We start from the raw sequence: 20,986 nt of genomic DNA, 5'->3' as shown, positions 1-20,986 counted from the left end.
TTGATTAAAGAAAAACATGGTGCAATTCTTATCTTATCAGGGCCTAGCGGTTGTGGTAAGTCAACTTTATTAAAAGAAGTATATAAAGATATTGATGATTATTACTTTTCAATCTCTACTACAACAAGAGCTCCTAGAGAAGGTGAAGCTCATGGAGTTGATTACTTTTTTGTATCAAAAGAAGAGTTCGAAAAAGATATTGAAAATGGTGATTTCTTAGAGTATGCAAATGTACATGGAAACTACTATGGTACATCATTAAAACCTGTTAAAGAGGCTTTAAATGAAGGTAAATTAGTTATATTTGATATTGATGTTCAAGGACATGAATTAGTTAGAAAACAACTTGATGATGTTGTTACTTCTGTATTTATAACTACACCAAACTTAAGTGAATTAGAAAATAGATTAAATAGTAGAGCAACTGATGCTAAAGATGTAATCGAAAAAAGAATTAAAAATGCTAAGCATGAGGTAGAATTTTTTCAAGAGTATGACTATTTTATAATTAATGATGATTTACAAGAATCTTCAAAACAGTTAGTTAGTATTGCTAATATTGCAAGAATTAAAACTAAACTTTTTACTAAAGAAAATATAGTATCAAGTTGGCTTAAATAAGCCTACTTGATACTATCATAATTTAAAGGTTTTTCAAAGTAGTAACCTTGACAATAATCTATCTTTAACTCTTTTATTTTATTATAGATTTCCTCTTTTGATACAAATTCAGCTACAGTTTTAACTCCAAACTCTTTTGAGAAGTTTGCAATAGTTGTAACAATAATCTCTAAATCTTTAGATGTATTTATATTCTCAATTAATGAACCATCAATTTTAACAAAGTCGATATCTAAAAGTGTTAAAAGGTTGAAATTTGAATAACCTGCACCAAAGTCATCAACTCCAACTGCACAATTGAATTTTCTTACATTTTCAATGAATTTAGTTACTTCATCAAAGTCAGAAATCTCTTCAGATTCTAAAATCTCAAACTCCAATAAATGTGAATAGTCTTTATTCTCTTCAATAATTTTATAAATAAATGAAGTTGTTTCTTTATTTGCTATATCATCAAAAGAGATATTTACAGAAACTCTCTTATTTTTATTTTTGATAAGTTTAAATGAATCTTCAATAACTATCTTAATGATATTTGGATAAAGTTTAGTTCTTTTTGCTACATTTAAAAAGTTAATTGGAGAAATCTCTTTATTGTCTTTTGTAACATATCTAATTAAGGCTTCGTATTTATAAATCTCTTTAGTTTTAGTATCTACTATTGGTTGGAAGTATGCTTGGAAAAGATTCTCTCTAAATCCAATTTTTACTTGTTTTACCCATTTTATATTCTCTTCAAAAGATTCTTGGATATTAAATGCTTCATTATAAATCATAATTCTTTGCATTTTACTTCTTGCATAGTTAATTACTCTTTGAGAGTATTTAAATGCTCTTGCTCCATCACCTTTTGCAATACCAATAGTTACATTAATATCAATTTCATCATCATTGATAAATAATGAGTCTTTTTCTATTTTATCAGCAAAGCTTTTACATAAGTCGTAAAACTTATTTACATCTTCATCTTTGTCTTTTGAAACGATTGCAAACTTATCGGCTTCCATTCTATAAATTTTGAAATGTTCAGCACTAAAATGTTTTTTGATTGTTTTTGCAAGCTCTGATAAAATAATATCACCATTTTTTTCACCAAAAAGGTCATTGATTGTTGAAAATTCATCAATATCTAAAAGTGCCATTAGTTCAATATCTGTATTTTCTAAATCTTTTTTTAATCTATTTCTGTTTGGTAGGTTTGTTAGTTTATCTATATATAAGTCTTTTAGTTCATGGTAAAGTAGTGATTGTGACATAACTTGTAGAAGTTTTGATACATCAATAGGTTTTAGAACATATTTATCAACACCTATATCAATAGCTTCTAATAAATACTCTTTATTAGAAAAAGCAGTTGCTACTATAATAGGTATATTCATATTTATTTTTTTAATTTCTTTAACCATTTCAAGACCATTCATATTTGGCATATTTACATCAGTAATGATTAAATCGATTTCATCTTGATATTTTTTAAAAAGTTCCAAACCCTCTTGCCCATCTTGTGCAAGGTATTGTTTTTTTGTAAATCCTTTTAAAATTTGATGAGTCACATCCCTTAAGTCTTTTTCGTCTTCAGCATAAAGGATTGTTATGTTTTTTAGTATAGAAATATTATTATTTACCATTAAGACTTACTCCATAATTATTACGATATAATATCATATTTTGATATAAATAAAGTTAATCATATAATAAATAATAACTTCTAAACTAAATTAAAGTTTCAATCAAAAAATTATTTATAGTAAATAGGAATTATATTAGTGTCTAAAGTAAAGTGTAATCATTGTCATTTAAGCTTTGATGATAATGTTATGATAAAAGAGGGTGAATTAAATTTTTGTTGTAAAGGTTGTCAAGGTGTATATCATTTACTAAAAGATGATGGTCTTGATTCTTTTTATGACAAACTTGGAAATAAAACTATTACACCTCCTATAAAGCTTGATAATGATGATTTAGAAAAGTTTAATACTGCAAGTTTTGAAAATTCATATGTAAGAGTTACAAATGAAGGCTTTAAACAAATTGATTTAATTATTGAAGGTATTCATTGTGCAGCTTGTGTATGGTTAAATGAAAAGATTCTTTTTGAAACGCAAGGTATTATTGAAGCTAATATAAATTTTACTACTAATAAAGCTGTAATTACATGGGATAGTGATGAGATTAAGTTATCACAAATTATTGAAAAAATAAGATCTATTGGTTATAACGCTTATGCATATGACTCTTCCGTAGCTGATAAAAAAGCAACAGAAGCAAAAAGAGATTATTTTATAAAAATGATGGTTGCTGTTGTTGGTAGTATGAATATTATGATGCTTGGAGTTGCAAAATATACTGGCTTTTTTACTGGTATGAGTGAAGAAGTAAAATGGATGGTTCACTTAGGAGAGTTTTTACTTTCAACACCAGTTCTATTTTATTCAGGTTGGGTGTTTTTCAAAGGTGCATATTATGGTTTAAAAAATAGAGTTTTAAATATGGATTTTTTAGTTGCATCAGGTGCTACTTTAACATATATTTATTCTTTATTTATTTTATTTGGTGCAAAAGGTGAAAGCTATTTTGACTCAGTTGCTATGATTATAACTTTTGTTTTAGTTGGAAAGTATTTAGAAGTAATTGGCAAAAAATCAGCTGTTGATACTCTTGATAAAATTAAATCAACACTTCCTTTAGAAGCTGTAGTGATAAAAGATGGTAAAAGAGATACTATTTCGTTAAATAGTATAAATATCGGTGATATTGTAGAGATAAAAGCTGGTGATAAAGTACCTGTTGATGGGATAATAAAAAAAGGAAGAGGTTCTTTTGATGAATCTTCACTTACAGGTGAATCTATGCCTGTATTTAAAAAAGAGGGGGATTTACTTTATAGTGGTACTATAAATACAGATTCTCTTGTGGAGTTTGAAGTTACTAAGGATTTTAAAAATTCAACTTTTTCATCAATTGTTACTTTACTTGAAGACTCTTTGAATTCTAAACCAAAAATACAGTCAAAAGCAAATGAAGTTTCAAAAGGTTTTACGGTTTCTATTTTAACTCTATCTTTACTTACTTTTTTAGTTTGGTATTTCTTTGGAGTTGATTTAGGGTTTGATTATGAGGGAACGAATCATTTTGAAAAATCATTTATTGTTGCTGTATCTGTAATCGTTATTGCTTGTCCTTGTGCCTTAGCATTAGCTACACCAATGGCTAGTTTGATAGGTATTTCACTTTTAGCAAAGAAAGGTTTACTATTTAAAGAAGCAAAATTTATTGAAACATTAGCTTTAACAAATAGTGTAGTTTTTGATAAAACAGGTACCCTAACAAAAGGAAAACTAAAAGTTATAAACTCAAAAGTTTTAGATGATAGTATTGATAAACTACATTTACTTTACTCTTTAGTTGCTTCTTCAAAACATCCTGTAAGTATTGCTGTAAAGAAATATTTAGATGAAAACTATGAGCTTGAACAAAAAGAGTTAGAAGAGATAAAAAGTATAGATGCAAAAGGTTTAAGTGCAAAATATAAAAATCTTGATTCCAAAGAGTCTACTTTACTTGGTGGTAATCAAGAATTAATGCAATCAAATGGTATTGCGTATAAATTTGAATCAAGCAAAACTGTATATATGTTTGCAATAGACACAGAAGTAATTGCAACATTTGAGCTTGAAGATGAGATAAAAGAGAATGCACAAGATTTAATCTCTTATTTAAAAGCAAATGATATCGAAGTTATTATGTTAACAGGTGATAATCAAAGTGTTGCAAAAGAAGTTTGTGATAAGCTTTCTATTGATAGTTATTATGCTAAACAAACGCCTCTTGATAAAGCTAACTTTATTAAGAAATTAAAACAAGAGGGTAAAACTGTTGTTATGGCTGGTGATGGAGTTAATGATTCTGTTGCTTTATCAAATGCTGATGTTGCAATTGCTATGGGTAACTCAGCTGATATTACGATGCAAGTTTCAGATATTGTTTTATTAAATTCATCATTGCTTTCTTTGAAGAACTCTTTTAAAATTTCAAAAAGAACATATAAGTTTATAAAGCAAAATTTAGCTATATCTTTATTTTATAATATAGTTACTATTCCTTTTGCAATGTTTGGATATGTAATACCTTTAGTAGCAGCATTATCAATGAGTTTAAGTTCATTGCTTGTTGTACTAAACTCACTTAGAATTAAAATGAAATAGGAAAAAATATGATTAATGATACTTTGTTTATGATGTTAGTAGTGGGATTAATTATCTCATTTGGTCTTTTATTACTTTTTGTGTGGGGTGCAAAAACTGGTCAGTTTGATGACTCTAATAAAATGGTTGATGGTTTACTATTTGATAGTGAAGATGACTTAAATGATGCAATAAACAAAGAGAAAAAACTAAAAGATGCTAAAGAAGCAAAATTGAAAAAAGAGAAGAGTGAAAACGAGGTTAGTTAAAACTAACCTCTTTGAAGAATTACTAATTATTTAAATGCAGCAATTTGCTTAGCTAAATCAGCAATGTCAGCGTCAGAAAGTCTAGCAACTTGACCTTTCATAACACCTTTCATAGCTCCACCATAAGTTCCATCTTTGTAACCTTTTAATGCAGCGATAGTTTTAGCTTCATCCCAACCTTTAATGATTTGAGATTTACCTAATGCAGCTTTTTCACCGTTTGCACCATGACAACCAGCACATGCAGCAAAAGATGCAGCAGATAATGTTGCAGCAGTAGCTGCAGCAAATAATGTAGTTAATACTAATTTCTTCATTGTTTCTCCTTAAATTTGAATAAATATTTTAGCTATTTTTTCTTTTTATTAGCTTAATATTCACAATTAGTTTTCATCGACAATATAAGTGTTACCTATAATTGTGTATCAATTGTGAAGATTTAAATAAGTCTAATTTTGCAAAGCTAAAGGCACTTTTTTATATAGTATGTTTTTAAATTACCAAGAGGTTTTTATGGAAAGTGAAATAGTTTTAGAAATTGATAATTTAAGCTTTGCTTATAAAAAAGATATGCCCATTTATGAAAACTTTTCAATGTCTTTAAAAAAGGGTGAACTTTTTACAATTTTTGGGAAAAGTGGCAGTGGTAAAACAACACTTTTTGAACTTATAATGGGTAGTTTAAAGCCTCAAGTAGGAACTATAAAAAAACAGAGTTTAAGTCTTATTTTTCAAGACCCTTATAACTCTTTTCATCCTACTTATAATATAATTGAACAAATTAAAGATGTAATAAATTATGACTTTTATGAAGATATGAAAATCTATCTAAAAGAGTTAAGTTTAGATGAAAAACTACTTCATAAAAAACCTTATGAATTAAGCGGTGGGCAACTTCAAAGATGCTCAATTTTAAGAGCTCTTTTAATGAAGCCTAAACTTTTATTGGTTGATGAACCAACATCAGCTTTAGATAATATCATCGCATATGATGTAATGAAACTTTTAATAAAATATTTAGACAAATGTGCAATTTTACTAATTACACATGATATAGATTTAGCTACTTGGTGTAGCGATAAAATTATAAGATTGGATAAAAATGAAAGAGACTAATAAAGCCTTAGTTCTGCTTAATATGGGTGGAGCTAGAAGTAAAGATGAATTAAAACTTTTTTTAACAAATATGTTTAATGATAAAAATATCATTGCAGCACCAAAATTAATTAGAAAAATGATTGCATTTTTCATTACAACTTCAAGACTTAATGAAGCTTGGAAAAACTATGAAGAGATTGGTGGTTTCTCACCACTAAATCCTTTAACAGAAAAATTAGTAAAAAAAGCAAATGACAAAATTGAAGGGTATAAAACTTATCAAGTTATGAGATATACTCCTCCTTTTGCAAAAGATGTGATAGAGCAGATGAAAAAAGATGGTATAGAAGAGGTTTGCTTACTTCCTTTATATCCACAGTTTTCAACAACAACTACAAAATCTTCACTTGAGGATTTTAAAGCATATGCTAAGGACTCTTTTAAAATTAGAACAAAAGGTACTTTTTATAAAAATGAGTCTTTTAATAAATGTATTGTTGAAGAGATAAAAGATAAAATTAAATCAGATGCAAGTGAATTTAATCTTATTTTCTCTGCTCATGGATTACCACAGAAAATTGTTGATAAAGGTGATCCTTATGAAAAGCAAATGAATAAACATGTAGAGATTTTATCAAAGATGTTAGAAGCAGAGGGACAAAAGTTTAAATCAATAAACTTAGCTTACCAATCAAAAGTTGGTCCGATGAAATGGCTTGACCCATCTTTAGATGATATGTTAAAAAATTTCAAAGAAGAAAAAGTAATCATTTATCCAATAGCTTTTACTATTGATAATTCTGAAACAGATTTTGAACTTGATATTGAGTATAGAGAAATAGCTGAAGAGTTAGGAATTGAAGAGTTTAGAGTGTGTAAATGTGTAAATGATAGTGATATGTTTATAGAAGCTATTAAGGATATTATTAAATAAAAAGGAAAAAAATGGATAATCAACTTTTATTGAAAATTGCAAAAGATACAATCGCTTCTAGATTTGATAAATCAAAGGCAGTAGATAAACAATCATTATTGGAAGACTATCCATTTTTAAGTGAAAAAAGAGCTACTTTTGTAACTATAAACTTAGATAATAAACTAAGAGGTTGTATAGGTACTTTAGAAGCTAAACACTCTTTATTAGATGACTTAGTTGCTAATGCAAATAGTGCAGCTTATTATGACCCTAGATTTTATCCTTTAAGTTTAGATGAATTAGATAAAGTAGATATTGAAATATCTATTTTAAGTGAAGCAAAACCTTTGAATTATAAAGATATTGAAGATTTAAAAAATAAAATCATTCCTTTTAAACATGGGGTTATTTTAGAAAAAGGAATAAAAAAGGCTACATTTTTGCCTCAAGTTTGGGAGCAATTGCCTATTTTTGAGAACTTTTTTGAGCATCTTTGTAATAAAGCTGATTTAAAACAAGATTGTCTTTTAGAGTATCCAGATATATACATTTATGAAGTACAAAAAATAAAATGAAATATTTTAGAAAAGACAAAAACAGATTAGTTTGTCTTTTATGCTCTTATTATTGTAAGTTAAAAGAAGGGCAAGTAGGTATTTGTGGAGTTAATAAAAACATAGGTGATAAAATAGAGTGTTTAGTTTATGGTTATCCTGCAGCTATGAATGTTGATCCTATTGAAAAAAAGCCCTTATATCATTTCCTACCTGATACAAAATCATTTTCTTTAGGAACAGTTGGGTGTAATTTTAGATGTTTATTTTGTCAAAATCATGGTATATCTCAAGAACATAATATAAATAAATCTGTTTATTATAGTCCAAAAGATATTGTAGATATGGCTGTTTTTTATGGATGCAAGACTATTTCTTATACTTATAATGAACCAACAATTTTTTATCCTTATGCAAAAGATTGTGCAATTGAGGCAAAAAAACAAGGAATTAAAAATATTTATGTTTCAAATGGTTTTGAAAGCCTTGAAGTAATTGATGATATGAAAGATATTATTGATGCTGTAAATATTGATTTAAAATGTTTTAATGAGAACTATTATAAAAAAGAGTTAGGTGGTAGTTTAAAACAAGTTTTGCAAAACCTAAAACATTTTAAGAAAAATTGTATTTGGGTAGAAGTAACAACTTTAATAGTTCCTACAAAAAATGACTCTGTGGAGGAGTTAACAAAAATTGCAAAGTTTATTAAAGAAGAGTTAGGAGAGTTTACACCTTGGCATATTTCTGCTTTTCATCCAGACTATAAAGAATTAAATCTTCCTAGAACCTCTTTTAAATCTTTGAAGATGGCCTACGATATAGCAAAAAAGATTGGCTTAAAATATGTATATATTGGAAATTTGTCTTTTGATAATCACACAAAATGTCCATCTTGTGATGAAATGCTTATTAAAAGAAATAGATTTGATGTAATAGAAAATAGAATATTAAATGGTAAATGTCCAAAATGTAAATATAAAATTGAAGGAGTTTTTTCATGAGTATTAGAAAAACAGTAGTTGCAGGTAGTTTTTATCCTGATACAAAAAATGAAATAAATGAATATATTAATCAGTTTAATAAAGTTAAAGATAATAGTGAGACTTTTAAAAATATAAGAGCAATCATTTCTCCTCATGCAGGATATATTTTTAGTGGTTTTACTGCAAATCTAGCATATAAAAAAGCAAGTGAAAATGAGTTTAAACGTATAGTTATTATTGGTCCTTCCCATAGAGTTTATTTAAAAGGTGCAAGTATTGCTTTGTATGATGAATATGAGACGCCATTGGGAAATATAGATATGGATTTAGATTTTTCTAACTCTTTGAAAGATAAGTTTGATTTTTTAGATTTTAATATAGAGTGCGAGTTTGAACACTCGACTGAAACACAAGCTCCCTTTATAAAAAACTATTTTCCAAATTCAAAAATAGTAGAGATTGTTTATGGTGATTGTAGCTATGAAGATATTGAAAAGTTAGTTGATGAGGTTTTAAAAGATAAAGATAATTTTGTTGTAATAAGTACTGATTTAAGTCATTTTCATAATCAAGAAGAGGCTAAATTGTTAGATAATATTTGTATTGAAGCTATAGATAAAATGGATATGAATAAATTTGAAAAATGTGAAGCTTGTGGAAAAATAGGAGTAATGGCAATAGTGAAGTTTGCAATAAAAAATGGTTTAGATACAAAAGTTCTGCACTATTGTACAAGTGCAGATGTGACAAAAGATAAAAATAGAGTAGTTGGTTATACTTCTGCTTTAATAGGAGAGCAAGAATAGATGTTTTTTTTAAAGAAATTTGTAGCAGCATTTTTACTTCCTTTGCCTATTGCTCTTTTTATGTTTGCATTAGGAGTTTATTTTTTATTTAAAAACTCTTTTACAAAAGCTAAGATAACTCTATTTTTTACAATTTCTTGGTTGGCACTTCTTTCTTTTCAGCCAATTTCAAACTCTATTTTAGAGCCATTAGAGAGTTCACATAAAGCTTTAATTCATACGCCAGAAGTAAAGTACATACTTGTTTTAGGAAATGGTCATGTAAGTAATGAGAATTTAAGTATTACATCTCAGGTAAATATGGTTGCACAAAATAGGCTAAATGAGGGAATAAAACATTTTAATAAACTTAAAAATGCTAAATTAATAGTATCTGGTTATGGTGGTTATGATAAAAATCCACATGCTTTTATGCAACAGCTTTTAGCAAATGCAATTGGAGTTGAAAATAAAGATATTATAAGATTAGATACACCAAGAGATACAAAAGAGGAAGCTATAAAAGCAAAAGAGATTATAAAAGATGAAAAGTTTATACTTGTAACTTCTGCTTCTCATATGAAACGATCAATGCTTCTTTTTCAAAAAGAGGGCTTAAATCCAATAGCCGCACCAACAAATCATTTAGTTCATGAAGAAAAAAGTTTTAGTTCATATTTTTCTAGTAGAAATTTATATAAAGTTGAAGTAGCTTTTCATGAGTATATAGGTTTACTTTACTCTAAACTTATGGGATATATTTAAAATTAAAAAAAATTAGATATAATTGCGACTTTGTTGCAAAAAGGTTGAAATTGAAAATATTAGAAATTAAAGATTTATCATTTGAATACTCTAAAAATATTAAAGTATTAGAAAATATAAATTTAAACGTAGATAGTGACGATTTTTTAGCAATAATAGGACCTAATGGTGGTGGTAAGTCAACACTTTTAAAACTTATATTAGGACTTATTAAAACTAAAGAAGGCTCTCTTTCTAAATATATAAAAAATGAGCAAATAGGATATGTTCCTCAAAATACAAATTTAAATATTGATTTTCCTATTACTGCTTTAGAAGTTGTTTTAATGGGACATATAACAGCTAAAAAAAGAATCTTTGGTTATGCTAAAGAGGATATAGAGTGTGCAAAACACTCATTAGAACAAGTGGGAATGAAAGGTTTTGAAAATAGAAAAATAGGTGACTTAAGTGGTGGTCAAAGACAAAGAGTATTCATAGCAAGGGCTCTTTGCTCAAACCCTAAAGTAATCTTACTTGATGAACCAACAGCAAGTATTGATGTTAAGGGACAAAATGAAATTTATGAACTACTCAAGCAGTTAAATAAAGATATTTGTATTGTTGTTGTAAGTCATGATATTTCAGTACTTTTAAACTATGCAAAAAAAGTTGCCCATGTGAATAAAAACTTAGTTTATCATTCACTAGAAAATATTCAAGAAAATATAAAAACAACAGATGAGCATTTATGTGAAGTTGAACTTTTATCAGCTTTAGGTAAAACACAAGTTTGTTGTGACCATAAGCATTAAGGATTGAGATGTTAGAAGCTTTACAATATGATTTTATTCAAAATGCTTTACTTGCAGGAGTTTTAATCTCAATATCAGCAGGAATTATAGGTTCACTAGTTGTTGTAAATAGATTAACTTTTTTAACAGGTGGAATTGCACATAGTTCTTATGGTGGAATAGGGCTTGCTATTTATTTAGGAATACCCGTTTTATTTGGTGCAACTGTTTTTGCAATAATTACTGCTGTGATTATTGCTATGCTTACACTAAAAAATAGAAATAGAGCAGATTCTATAATAGGATTGATGTGGGCATTTGGAATGGCATTAGGAATTATATTTGTTGATATTACTCCTGGATATAATGTTGACTTAATGTCATATCTTTTTGGTTCAATAATTGCTGTATCAAGTGCAGATGTTTTATATCTTACATTTTTAGATATTTTTATTATCTCAATTGTTATGTTTTTTTATAAGCAAATTTTGGCTGTTTCTTATGATAGTGAATTCGCTTCATTAAGAGGTATTAATACGAAGTTTTTTTATACACTTATTTTAATACTAGCTTCATTATGTGTAGTTGCTGCTATTAAAGCAGTAGGATTGATTTTGGTTATTGCATTACTTACAATTCCTACATATCTAGCTGAAAGTTTTGCTTCAAGACTTTCAACTATGATGATAATAAGTTCTGCACTAGCTACTTTATTTACAATAATAGGACTTGCTATTTCATACTATTATGATATTAGTTCAGGTGCAAGTATTATTATTTCAGCAGTAGTTATTTTAACTATTGTAAAACTATTTAAAAGATAAAACTACCTTTTGGTAGTTTTATATAACTACTTTATTTCTTCCTGTATTTTTTGCTTTATATACTTTTTCATCAGCTCTTTTAATTGTATCTTGAATATTTTCACCATCCCTATAAATGGTTGCTCCAATTGAACAGGTTTTATGTCCTACTTTTTTAAAGTTGTAGCTTTTAATTACTTCTCTTAAATGCTCTAAAGCATTTAATAAGTCATCTTTAGAAGTAACTTTTAAAAGTAAAATAAACTCTTCTCCTCCCCATCTTATAAGAATATCATCTCTTCGTGAATATTTATGAATAAGCTCAACAAATTTAATTAAAATATCATCTCCAACATCATGTCCATAATTGTCATTTACCATTTTAAAGTGGTCTATATCAAGTAGGGCAAGAGCAAACTTTGAAGTTTCATTATGATAGTTATATATCAAGTTTTGGTAATTTTGTTCAAAAAACTCTCTATTATAAGCATTTGTTAATTTATCATGAATTACTTTGTTTTCAAGTTCAATATTTTCTAAAATAGTATTTGAAATATCTGTAAAAGTTACGATTAAAGTATCTTTATCAAAATCATTAATTGAAATAGAAAAGGCTTTTGGATTAAAATCTTTTCCTACCATTGAAACGACTCTTTTATTGTCTGGTATAAATTTTAGTGTTTCAATCCAAGTTTTATTAGAAGGAACTTTCCCTAAATGGAAAAATCTATCATTTTCAATAAAGTATTCAGAAATACAATTATGAATTTTTTTGAATTCCTCTAATGTTTTACAGTTTACAAATTCTAAAAACTTTTTATTGGCAAAGTTAATTTGACCTTTATTTATTAAAAATACTATATTGTCTTGTGTATCAACAAATTTTTCTAAATTCCGATTTGTATTTTCAAGTCTAAATTGAGCCTCTTTTTCTTTAGAAATATCTCTTGCAGATGCAAAAATATACTCTTCTTCTCCTACTTTTACTTTTACAGCAGTTATTGCAGCAGTATAAACTTCTCCATCTTTTTTTACATGCTCTCTTTCAATATAGACAGGTTGGTAATGAACATGACTTATTATATCTCTGTATTCATCTATACTATTGATATCTTTATCCCAATTTATTACATTAAGATTTTTCATTTCTTCTTTTGTATATCCAAGTAACTCTTTTGCTTGTTTATTAAATTCAAGTAAATTACCATTTTTTATATCCATAATAAAAATTGCATCTGAAGCAAGATTTATAAAAGTTTGATATCTTTGTTTCTCTTTTATAATATTTTTTTCTAACTCTTTTTCTTTCGTTATATCTTTTATAATAGAGAATAAAATAGTTCCTTCTTCTGATTCAATAGGAGAGGAGTTTATTTCAACAGTTTTAATTTCATTGTTTTTAAGTCTGTGAGGAAATACAAAAGAGTTATGATCAAGTAGCTTGGCTTCTTTTATTGCTTCTGTTATTTCTTCTCTTGATAAGTGATTTATTTCGGAAATATGCATTTTTTTAAACTCATCTAGACTATATCCATAAAACTTACTTGCACTTTGGTTTGCATCTATTATCATTCCTGTATCAGGATTAACTAATATCATAATTGAATCATGTGTTCTAAACATATTTTCAAATCTAATTTTTTCTTTTTCATAAAGAGCAGTAGTCTTTTTTAGATTTTCTAAAGTATATGTTAATTCTTGGTTAGAATCCTCTAACTCTTCTTCTTTATTTTTTAGTGTTCTTTCATACTCTTTTTGTAAACTAACATCTCTTAATGATGCATATAAATATTTATGCCCATTTAAATAGATAAATTTTACATAAACTTGAACTTCTAGAGTTGTTTTATCTTTTCTTCTATATATTGATTCTATAAAACTATTTTTATTAATAATCTCTTCAATTTGTTTATCTGTATATAAAACAGTATTTACTTCCCAATCTTTTCTATTAAGTAATAAAGCTTCTTCTTTTGTATATCCCAAAATCTTTGCAAAAGAGTCTGAGCACATTACTACATTTCCTTTATTATCTATAATATGTACGCCATCAGTTGCATTATGAAGTAATGATTCAAATTTTCTTTTTTCATTTTTTATGAATCTTACTCTTATGGTATTTAAAACACCAAGCAGTATTAAAATACCAATTATCCATAAAAGCTCTTTATTGTATTTATTTTTTATTTCATACTCTTTTATTTCATATTTTTTAACTAATGTTTTTAAAGTATCTGCTCCTATTTCATCTATTTTTTTATTTAAGATATTAACTAGAATAGGATTATGTTTTATATTTATACCAATAGAGCCATTTGCTAACATATTTGGAACAGTTCCATTTATTTTAAATTTATCAAAACCATAATCTTTTATTATGTGCTCAAGTTTTAGGTGGTTTTGAACTAAATGTGCATTAGGATTGTCTTCAATAGTTTTCATGATTTTATCAAGATTAGATTCAAGTACAATATTTAAGTTTGGATACTGTTTCTTAAATACATTGTAGTGTGCAATATCTTTTGTGTAAAAAGTGTCATTTTTTATTGTTCTAATATCTTTTATATATCCTGATTTTGTACTACTTAGAATATCAAAAGATATTTCAAACACTGCATTTGTTGTTTTAATATTTTTAAATTTTGTTTGGTCTTTTTTTACTAAAGTAATTAAATCACATTGATTAGATTCAAGTTTAGAAATAAAATCTTTATCAGAATTAATAGAGAGTATATTAAATTGGATATTCAAGTTTTTTTCTATGATATTTAATATATCACCAGCAATACCAGTTAGTTTATTATCTACTTCTTGACTTATAGGAAAATGATTATATCTACTACATACAGTAAATGATTTATTCTCTTTTAGAAATTCTATTTCTTTTAGACTTAGGATATTACCATCTTTCGGAAGATATTTATGGTCATGTAAAATATGCCATTTATGATATAGTTTTTCTTTTTTCTCTTTGCTAATATTTTTTATAGCTTTATCTAAAATCTTAGGTAAAATCTTATCATCTTTGTTTGTTGCCATAAAGACTTTATTTACTAACTCTTTTTCTAAAACTATGTTTATTGAAAGCTCTTTATCACTTAAAAGTAGTTTTTCTGTTAGGTAAGTTAATACAGAATAGTCTTCTGTTATTGCATCAACTTTATTGTTTAGAACTGCTTCTAAAAGTTTTAGAACTGATTTGTATTGTATTACTTCAATTTCAGGATATTTTTCTTTTAAAACACTATTTATATAAAAGCCTTCCATAGTTCCTATTTTTTTATTTTTAAGATCTTCAAAGCTTTCATAATTGTGCTTACTTAGAATGGCCATTTTTATAGTAAAAATTAGATTTTCATTGAAATTAAAAAGTTCTTCTCTTTTTTTGGATTTTATCATATTTGAAACTACATCTATTTTTTTATTTTTAAGATCTTCTAGATGTTCATTCCAAGTCTTAGCTTTTGAAAATTCAAATTTTATAGGTAATTCATCTTCAATTAATTTAAGATAGTCATTTACAAAACCTTTCTCTTCATTATCTTCAACAAAGTTATATGGTTCCCAATCTTTTTCAAGATGAATTTTGATTATTTTTTTAGTTTGAAGATAATTTTTTTCTTCGTTATTGAACTGGATTGATAGACCTGAAGTGATAATCAATATTAGAAGTAATAGGCTTTTCATAATAGGAATCCTAACTTTGCATATAAATAAAATACAAAGGCTATAAAAATATTATTATTCTAACATTTAAATCATTAAAATAAATTTGTAACTAAAGATATAACATAAAATTTTAGATTAGTTTAAAAATTTAGATATAATCTGTTTTAAAATTTAAAAGAACGGAATTACCAAAATGAATGAAAAAATAGAAGTTGGGAAAACTAACACACTTAGAGTTAACAGAGTTACAGAGTTTGGATTATTTTTAATAGCCAAAGATGATGAAGAAGTTCTTCTTCCAAATGCATATATTGAAAAATCAATGGAAGTTGATAGTTTAGTTGATGTTTTTATTTATACAGATAGTGAAGATAGACTTGTAGCAACAACTTTAAAGCCTTATGTTTATCTTAATGAGTTTGCTTCTTTAGAGGTTGTAGATATTGCAAGATTTGGGGCTTTTGTTGATATTGGATTATCAAAAGATATTTTAGTTCCTAAAAATAAGCAAAAAAGTTCTTATACTGTTGGTGGATATAAAGTACTTCAATTACAACTTGATGATAGAACTAATAGACTTATTGCAAATGAAAAGTTTACTTTAGAAAAAAGTATTAAAAAGTTTAATGTAAATGATGAAGTTGATATTTTACTTTTCTCAAAAACACCATTAGGTTTTAAAGTAATAGTTAACAATAAAACTGAAGGAATGATTTTCCATAATGAAATCTTTGAAAATATAAAAGTAGGGGATAGAAAAAAAGCTTATATCAAAAATGTAAGAAATGATGGAAAACTTGATATATCATTACAAAAGATTGGAAAAAAAGTATCTGATGATAAAGTTCTTGAACTACTTAGAGAAAATGGTGGATTTATGAATTTTACATATAAAAGTGATGCCCAAGACATTAAAGATACTTTTGGATTAAGTAAAAAAGCTTTTAAAGCAAGTTTAACAAAATTGATAAATGAGAATAGTATAACACTTGAAGATGAGGGAATTAGAGTCAATTCGTAACACCTGAAAAATTGATACCCCTTAATTAAGACAAAATTTATCCTGTTTTACTATAATTCTTGCAATTAATTAAAACAAAGGACAAATATGGCAACGACTAAATTAAAAGGTAATGTTGTAAACTTAAGTGGTAATGAAGTAAATGTTGGTGATAAAGCACCAGTAGTAAATGTAGTAGCAAAAGACTTATCAAATGTACAAGTTGGTGGTGAAACTGGTAAAACTCAAATTGTAGTTGTAGTTCCATCATTAGATACTCCTGTGTGTGCTGCTGAAACTAGAAAATTCAATGAAGAAGCTGCAAGTATTGAAAATGCAGAAGTTATCGTAGTTTCTATGGACTTACCATTTGCAATGGGAAGATTTTGTACAACTGAAGGAATTGAGAATGTAACTGTTGGTTCTGACTTCAGAGCTAAAGAGTTTGCAAATGCTTACGGTGTATTAATTGCTGATGGTGCTTTAGCAGGTGTTACTTGTAGAGCTGTATTCATCATTAATGCTGCTGGTGAAGTAACTTTCAAAGAAATTTGTCCAGAAATTACAGAAGAGCCAAACTACGCAGAGATTTTAGAAGCTGCTAAAAACGCTTAATATATAAAACTTATTAAAAACTAAACATATCCTTTACACAAAAAGATTAAACTTCTTTTATAAAACGTGTAAAGGATATTTATGAAAATAATCAAAAAGCCATCTTGGCAACTAAATGAAAATGAAGTAACTCCCAAAGAACTATTTGATAAAAGAAGAAACTTTTTAAAACTAGGTGCTGCAAGTTTAGTGGCAAGCGGGGCTATTTTAGAGACTTTAGCAAAAGATAACCTTCCTATTAAAAATTTAGATTATTTAAAAGATAAAAACATAAATAATTTAGAACTTAACACATATGAACAAATCACAACTTACAATAATTTTTACGAGTTTACTACATCTAAAACAAGAGTAAAAGATTTGGCTAGAACTTTTGATACTTCAAATTGGAAAATTGATATTGATGGTTTAGTTGAAAAAGAGCTTACCTTAGATTTAGATGATTTACTAAAAACAATGAGTTTAGAAGAGAGAATTTATAGATTTAGATGTGTAGAAGGGTGGTCTATGGTTGTTCCTTGGATTGGATTTACATTAAAAGATTTAATCAAAAAAGTAAAACCATTATCTAAAGCTAAATATGTAAGATTTGAAACACTACTTGATGAAGAGCAATTTCCTGACCAAGCAAGAGGAATTTTTTCAACTATAAAATACCCTTATGTTGAAGGTCTTAGAATGGATGAGGCGATGAATGACTTAACACTAATTGCAGTTGGGCTATATGGTTCAAAAATGCCAAATCAAAATGGAGCACCAATAAGACTTATTGTTCCTTGGAAATATGGTTTTAAATCAATTAAATCAATTGTTAGAATCTCATTTGTTGAAGAGCAACCAATAAACTCTTGGCAAGAACAAAACTCTAGAGAGTATGGTTTCTATGCAAATGTAAATCCAAATGTTGATCATCCTAGATGGTCACAAAAAAGAGAAAGAGTTTTAGGAAAGTTTTTCAAACAAGATACTTTGATGTTCAATGGATATGAAAAAGAAGTATCACACCTTTATAAAGGCATGGATTTAAGAAAGTTTATATGATGAAAAGATTAGCCATTCACATAGCTTTATTTTTACCTTTTTTATTTTTATTATCTCAATTATTTATTGTTGAGGTAAATGATCCAATAAAATATATCTATACAATAAGTGGGATAACAGCAACAGTAATACTATTTTTTTCTATTACTATTTCACTTATTAAAAAAAGAATTAATATTTTAAAATATCGAAGGGCAGTAGGTTTATGGGGATTTTTTTATGCCTTAGTTCATATGATAAACTTTATAGTTTTTGATGCTCAATTTGATGTTTATTTTATAATAGAAGAAACCCTTGATAAGCCTTTTATTTATTTAGGAATGATAGCCTTTTTTATCTTACTATTTATGGCTATAACTTCTACAAGAAATCTTTTTAGAAAGTATAATAAATACCACTCTTTTGTTTATTTAGCTTTAGTTTTAGTAACTATTCATTTTGTTATGGCACAAAAATCGATTGATATAGATATGTTCTGTTATATAGCAGTAATTTTGGTTATTGCATATTATAAACTTTTACAAATTATAGTAAAAAATAGTAAGGTTAGTTAAGTTAACTTTTTGTTAATCTTTTATTATAAATTAGTTAATGATATAAGGTTATACTATTCTTATAGATAAGTTGACGCAGCGACTTATTTATGTAAGTATTTTTAAGATAGAATTTCTTAAATATAAATAATTTTTTTTATGTTTCCTTGTGTTAAAAAGAGGTGTCAGAAATGGCACCTCTTTTTTTTGTATATACTCTTCAATAATTCTTAATTAATTTATGCTAATATTCACAAATGATTAATCTTACTAAAAAAAATATATAACCCATGCCATTATCAAATCTTAATGAAGAACAATTAGAAGCAGCTACCTGTGATAGGGGTTTTAACCTTATTATTGCAAGTGCGGGAACAGGTAAAACATCTACAATTGTTGGAAGAATTGCAAACCTTATTAACAATGGTGTACAACCAAATGAAATACTTTTATTAACTTTTACAAATAAAGCTGCAGCTGAAATGGTTCAGCGTGTTGGAAAATATTTTGGAAAAGATGTTGCAAAACAGATTATGGCTGGAACATTCCATTCTGTTTCATATAAACTTTTAAAAGAGCTAGAAAAAAACATTACTTTAAAACAACCAAATGAATTAAAAACTCTTTTTAAATCTCTTTATGAAAAAAGAGTTTTTTATGAGAGAGAAGAGGATGTAAATCCATATGATGGTGGTTATCTTTATGATATGTACTCTTTATATTTAAACTCAAATGAGGGTGAAGGTTTTGGTGATTGGGTGAAGAATAAAAACCCAGACCATGAACTATATGTGATGATATATGAAGATGTAGTTTTAGAGTTTAATGAATTAAAAAAGAAATACGGCTATGCTAACTTTGATGATTTACTTACAATTATGTTGGAAACTTTAGAGTCCCAAGAGTTTGACTTTAAAGAGATTTTAGTTGATGAGTATCAAGATACTAATCCTTTACAAGGAAGACTACTTGATGCATTTAGACCAAAATCACTTTTTTGTGTAGGAGATTATGACCAAAGTATTTATGCTTTTAATGGTTCTGATATTGGAATTATTTCAACTTTTTCAACAAGATATAAAAATGCAAATGTTTATACTTTAAGAAAAAACTATAGGTCTTCAAAACCTATACTTGATTTAGCTACAAAAGTTATTGAACATAATGAAAGAATTTATGAAAAGAATCTTGAAGTTATGAGAACGCAAACAAATCATAAACCAAGATTATTAGCCTTTAATGAGCTTTTCTCTCAATACCATTATATAGCTGAGCTTATTTCTCAAACTGATACACCTCATAATGAAATAGCTATTATCTTTAGAAATAACTCTAGTGCTGATGGAATTGAAGCAAATTTAAGAGAGTTTTCTATTCCTGCCAAAAGAAAAGGTGGAATGTCTTTCTTTGATTCTGTTGAGATAAAATTTATCATAGATATGCTTGTAATGCAACTTTCTCATAATGATATGATGGCTTTTATTCATGTACTTGAACATGGAAAAGGAATAGGAAAAGCAATTGCAAAAGATATTTTTGACGCATTGATTAAATTGGGGCATGGAGATTTATTTAAAGGATTGTTTTATCCTGATAAAGATATTAAAAATCCATATGAATCAAATAAAGTTAAAAATATCCAATTGGGATTATTTGATGATTTTATAGAGTTAGGTTCTGTATCTAAGTTTAAAGATTGTGCTTTTGAAGAGGCTTTTTTAGGAAATCCTATTTTAAAACATCCAAAACTTTCAGTAGATGGAGCTAAATATGTTTATGACTTTTACTTACTTTTAAAACATTTAAGAAGAAGTAAAAATCCAGAAACATTACTTTCTAATATTTCATCTTCTATGATGTATTCAAAAATTAAAGAGCTTTTAGCAACAAAAAGAGCAACACAAAAAGATGGAACTATTAATGTTATGCAAAAGACTAAAGCCTTAGCTAAAATTAATAGAAAAGTAATGCTTTTAAAAAATCTTTCTAGAAACTTTAATGACCTTTCAAAATTTGTTAATTCTATGATTTTAGGTGGAAGTGAGATGAGTGAAGGGGATGGAGTAAATCTTCTTTCTGTTCATGCTTCAAAAGGTTTAGAGTTCAAAGAAGTTTATGTAATTGATTTGATGGATGGAAGATTTCCAAATAGAAAACTTATGTCAAAAGGTGGAAGTATAGAAGAAGAAAGAAGGCTTTTTTATGTTGCCGTTACTAGAGCTAAAGATATACTTTATTTATCTTTTGCAAAATATGACAAAATAAAAAAACTAACTTTTGTAGCTAGTCCATTTTTAAGAGAAGCAGGCCTTGTAAAAGGTGATGATGAAGAGAAAGTAGCAGGAGACCCTCAAATATAATATAAGGATTATTT

General features: G+C 26.9%; 19 protein-coding genes. 16 read left to right on the top strand and 3 right to left on the bottom strand.

The window, feature by feature from the left end:
• The first annotated feature begins 3 nt into the window (after positions 1-3).
• The gene (gene gmk, locus ACH5BF_RS08880) at positions 4-621 is read left to right on the top strand and encodes a guanylate kinase (protein WP_423273878.1); all 618 of its coding nucleotides are present in this window, start codon (positions 4-6) and stop codon (positions 619-621) included.
• Positions 622-623: 2 nt separating this feature from the next.
• On the opposite strand, the gene ACH5BF_RS08875 is transcribed toward gmk, so the two are convergent.
• Positions 624-2,249 (bottom strand): EAL domain-containing response regulator, encoded by a 1,626-nt coding sequence (locus tag ACH5BF_RS08875; protein WP_423273854.1) that lies wholly within the window; start codon positions 2,247-2,249, stop codon positions 624-626.
• A 138-nt stretch (positions 2,250-2,387) separates the two neighbouring features.
• Between ACH5BF_RS08875 and ACH5BF_RS08870 the strand changes: the two genes are divergently transcribed.
• Positions 2,388-4,826, top strand: coding sequence for a heavy metal translocating P-type ATPase (locus tag ACH5BF_RS08870; protein WP_423273853.1), 2,439 nt, complete (start codon positions 2,388-2,390; stop codon positions 4,824-4,826).
• 8 nt (positions 4,827-4,834) lie between these two features.
• A complete protein-coding gene (gene ccoS, locus ACH5BF_RS08865; RefSeq protein WP_423273852.1) occupies positions 4,835-5,074 on the top strand; it encodes a cbb3-type cytochrome oxidase assembly protein CcoS in 240 nt (79 codons plus the stop codon).
• Between the two features lie 26 nt (positions 5,075-5,100).
• On the opposite strand, the gene ACH5BF_RS08860 is transcribed toward ccoS, so the two are convergent.
• Positions 5,101-5,391 (bottom strand): c-type cytochrome, encoded by a 291-nt coding sequence (locus ACH5BF_RS08860; RefSeq protein ID WP_423273851.1) that lies wholly within the window; start codon positions 5,389-5,391, stop codon positions 5,101-5,103.
• 196 nt (positions 5,392-5,587) lie between these two features.
• On the opposite strand from ACH5BF_RS08860, the gene ACH5BF_RS08855 reads away from it, so the two are divergent.
• Genes ACH5BF_RS08855 through ACH5BF_RS08820 form a run of 8 tightly spaced genes read left to right on the top strand, consistent with a single transcriptional unit; the run spans position 5,588 to position 11,775 of the window.
• Complete coding sequence (locus tag ACH5BF_RS08855) at positions 5,588-6,190, top strand: ATP-binding cassette domain-containing protein (protein WP_423273850.1); 603 nt, start codon at positions 5,588-5,590, stop codon at positions 6,188-6,190.
• Complete coding sequence (hemH, locus tag ACH5BF_RS08850; RefSeq protein ID WP_423273849.1) at positions 6,177-7,106, top strand: ferrochelatase; 930 nt, start codon at positions 6,177-6,179, stop codon at positions 7,104-7,106. The genes ACH5BF_RS08855 and hemH overlap by 14 nt, the downstream gene beginning before the upstream one ends.
• Positions 7,107-7,117: 11 nt before the next feature.
• Positions 7,118-7,663 carry an AmmeMemoRadiSam system protein A gene (amrA, locus tag ACH5BF_RS08845; RefSeq protein ID WP_423273848.1) on the top strand — a complete coding sequence of 182 codons (546 nt, stop codon included), beginning with the start codon at positions 7,118-7,120 and terminating at the stop codon, positions 7,661-7,663.
• Positions 7,660-8,646, top strand: a complete 987-nt coding sequence (gene amrS, locus ACH5BF_RS08840; RefSeq protein ID WP_423273847.1) for an AmmeMemoRadiSam system radical SAM enzyme — start codon at positions 7,660-7,662, stop codon at positions 8,644-8,646. The genes amrA and amrS overlap by 4 nt, the downstream gene beginning before the upstream one ends.
• Complete coding sequence (gene amrB / locus ACH5BF_RS08835) at positions 8,643-9,434, top strand: AmmeMemoRadiSam system protein B (RefSeq protein WP_423273846.1); 792 nt, start codon at positions 8,643-8,645, stop codon at positions 9,432-9,434. Before amrS ends, amrB begins: the two co-directional genes overlap by 4 nt.
• Entirely contained in the window at positions 9,435-10,178 is a 744-nt protein-coding gene (locus ACH5BF_RS08830; RefSeq protein ID WP_423273844.1) for an ElyC/SanA/YdcF family protein, read from the top strand.
• Positions 10,179-10,228: 50 nt separating this feature from the next.
• Positions 10,229-10,972, top strand: a complete 744-nt coding sequence (locus tag ACH5BF_RS08825) for a metal ABC transporter ATP-binding protein (RefSeq protein WP_423273843.1) — start codon at positions 10,229-10,231, stop codon at positions 10,970-10,972.
• Positions 10,973-10,980: 8 nt separating this feature from the next.
• Positions 10,981-11,775, top strand: coding sequence for a metal ABC transporter permease (locus ACH5BF_RS08820; RefSeq protein ID WP_423273842.1), 795 nt, complete (start codon positions 10,981-10,983; stop codon positions 11,773-11,775).
• A gap of 18 nt (positions 11,776-11,793) precedes the next feature.
• Here ACH5BF_RS08820 and ACH5BF_RS08815 read toward each other — a convergent pair whose 3' ends face one another.
• On the bottom strand, positions 11,794-15,441 hold the full coding sequence (locus ACH5BF_RS08815; protein WP_423273841.1) for a diguanylate cyclase: 3,648 nt from the start codon (positions 15,439-15,441) through the stop codon (positions 11,794-11,796).
• Between the two features lie 175 nt (positions 15,442-15,616).
• On the opposite strand from ACH5BF_RS08815, the gene ACH5BF_RS08810 reads away from it, so the two are divergent.
• The 5 genes from ACH5BF_RS08810 (at position 15,617) to ACH5BF_RS08790 (ending at position 20,972) form a co-directional block, all read left to right on the top strand.
• The gene (locus tag ACH5BF_RS08810; protein WP_423273840.1) at positions 15,617-16,444 is read left to right on the top strand and encodes a CvfB family protein; all 828 of its coding nucleotides are present in this window, start codon (positions 15,617-15,619) and stop codon (positions 16,442-16,444) included.
• 87 nt (positions 16,445-16,531) lie between these two features.
• Entirely contained in the window at positions 16,532-17,038 is a 507-nt protein-coding gene (gene prx-suh / locus ACH5BF_RS08805) for a thiol peroxidase Prx-SUH (protein WP_423273839.1), read from the top strand.
• A gap of 81 nt (positions 17,039-17,119) precedes the next feature.
• Positions 17,120-18,079, top strand: a complete 960-nt coding sequence (msrP, locus tag ACH5BF_RS08800; RefSeq protein ID WP_423273838.1) for a protein-methionine-sulfoxide reductase catalytic subunit MsrP — start codon at positions 17,120-17,122, stop codon at positions 18,077-18,079.
• The gene (locus ACH5BF_RS08795) at positions 18,076-18,633 is read left to right on the top strand and encodes a protein-methionine-sulfoxide reductase heme-binding subunit MsrQ (RefSeq protein WP_423273837.1); all 558 of its coding nucleotides are present in this window, start codon (positions 18,076-18,078) and stop codon (positions 18,631-18,633) included. Before msrP ends, ACH5BF_RS08795 begins: the two co-directional genes overlap by 4 nt.
• A gap of 269 nt (positions 18,634-18,902) precedes the next feature.
• Entirely contained in the window at positions 18,903-20,972 is a 2,070-nt protein-coding gene (locus ACH5BF_RS08790) for an ATP-dependent helicase (protein ID WP_423273836.1), read from the top strand.
• Positions 20,973-20,986 lie beyond the last annotated feature (14 nt).

It is taken from the genome of Arcobacter pernae (genome assembly GCF_049472135.1).
In the GTDB taxonomy this organism is placed as follows: Bacteria; Campylobacterota; Campylobacteria; order Campylobacterales; family Arcobacteraceae; genus Arcobacter_B.
The sequence above is the reverse complement of the archived record's forward strand: the minus strand, read 5'-3'. Positions and strand labels throughout refer to the sequence as shown.